3 protein-coding genes are annotated in these 1,669 nt (G+C 56.3%); 2 read left to right on the top strand and 1 reads right to left on the bottom strand.

Features of this window, described 5'->3' with window-relative positions; translation table 11 throughout:
• The coding region (locus APM_RS01660) for an ATP-binding protein (RefSeq protein ID WP_007421619.1) at positions 1–196 on the top strand (196 nt) is incomplete at its 5' end.
• A gap of 61 nt (positions 197–257) precedes the next feature.
• On the opposite strand, the gene APM_RS01655 is transcribed toward APM_RS01660, so the two are convergent.
• A complete protein-coding gene (locus APM_RS01655) occupies positions 258–467 on the bottom strand; it encodes a hypothetical protein (RefSeq protein WP_138919146.1) in 210 nt (69 codons plus the stop codon).
• Between the two features lie 734 nt (positions 468–1,201).
• Between APM_RS01655 and APM_RS01650 the strand changes: the two genes are divergently transcribed.
• Positions 1,202–1,591, top strand: coding sequence for a hypothetical protein (locus tag APM_RS01650; protein WP_138919147.1), 390 nt, complete (start codon positions 1,202–1,204; stop codon positions 1,589–1,591).
• The last annotated feature ends 78 nt before the right edge of the window (positions 1,592–1,669 follow it).

Here is a 1,669-nt window from a genome sequence, read left to right as displayed (position 1 = left end):
CACCAGCGTCGCCATCACCACCAACCTCAGCTTCAGCGAATGGGCCGCGGTCTTCGGCGACGCCAAGATGACCACCGCTCTCCTCGACCGCCTGACGCACCATTGCCACATCCTCGAAACAGGCAATGACAGCTTCCGGTTCAAGAACAGCTCAGTGCAGAAAATCCAAAAACGAAAGGAAAAAATCCGCCCTTGACCCCATCATGAAACACAAATCATAACCAATAGGCGGGTCAAATCTCGATGGAATTCCCGGGTCACTTCTCAGTGGAAATCAACACCAAACCGGTCTTCTTGAATCGAGCTGCAAACGCCGAAGCGATTGGCAGATGGTCGAGAGGGACTTGATCGCCACTGCCGAGCCGTAGGACGATTTCAAGCTCATAGGAGGTGAATTTCAGTTGACCATCCTGCCATGGTATGCGGTGCTCAATCCGGACATAGCCGTAGACGCTTTCGGCGCTCATCGCGATCTCCTCCATAGCGAAGGCATTTTAGCTCTGAACAGCGGCTTGTCACGACCACCATGATCGTCGACGGGCGGGTCGCGGCGATTGCCGCCACTGATCATCATTCCGACGAATAGGTGGTCATGCATGAGGCCGAGCGCGCTGTCCGCGTCGACGTGTTCGAACCAATTCGCCCGGGTATGTGCCGGCTTTCGACGCCCTCAGGCAAGGACATCATTCACAATATTTATGTCCATCATGACCACGGTAACTCCCGGCCACCGCTATGAACAGGCAACTTATCGAGGTTTCACTTGCCGATAGGCCTCAGCCAAATCCCGCGATAACAGCGGGCAGTATGATTCAGCTCCATCGCGTTCGCAGCCTGGTTCGCCAATTCATCAGATGTCCGTGTCAACGGGCATTTAGGACACTTGCTGATTCTGCCGTGCGGGCGTCGGACCGATGCATCTTTTTGTTGACGGATTGAAAATCTGTGGTTCCTTCTGGCTATGCAAGAGATCATCCAGCGTATGGTGAACGGCGGATCGCGTGGTCGGACTAGGCGCTCAGCCAGTCAGAATGACACACCCTCCTGCCCGAGGCTGCCGCCGAAAGATTTGTGCGCGCACGCATCTTCGAACGATGAGCGTCAAAAGAAATGGGACAGCTTGGTCGGAAAAATAGATCCTGCGGCGATCTGCATGCATGGGCGCATCAGGCTACTCGCGGGCCAGGCAATGGGGAAAAGCATGAAGACACTTACCGGTGCCAATCAAGGAACCGCTGACAAGCGTGCATCGAAAATGCCGTCGCGGTATTCCGACGCCCAGATTGAGGACATCTTGCTCATGGCGCGGTTTCTGGCTCCAGACGAACTCGATAAGGGTAACGATGCGCACAGAGAGGTCTGGTATGGCCCCGGTCGGCCTGACTGGTTCAACTCCGACACGGATTTCGTCGCTACACTCCGGCGTTCGATGCCTCCCGAGGAACTCGACCGCCATCTTGATGAGATGAAGGCGGCGATCTCCGGCGAGATGGCTGCGATGTGGGAGCGCGAAGGGAAACGTCAGCTCGCGAAGAAGCCCCGGCACGAGAGGAATCAGCAAGATAAACGGGAGCGACAGATTGGACGATGATGGCGTCGCGCGCACCACTGTTGACCGCGTTGAGTTCCGGTCGAACTCGTGCTCCACGACGGATGCGGTTCGCCGGAA

This window comes from Acidiphilium sp. PM, from assembly GCF_000219295.1.
In the GTDB taxonomy this organism is placed as follows: Bacteria; Pseudomonadota; Alphaproteobacteria; order Acetobacterales; family Acetobacteraceae; genus Acidiphilium; species Acidiphilium multivorum.
Note: the sequence above shows the minus strand (reverse complement) of the source record. Positions and strands in the feature narration are given on the sequence as shown.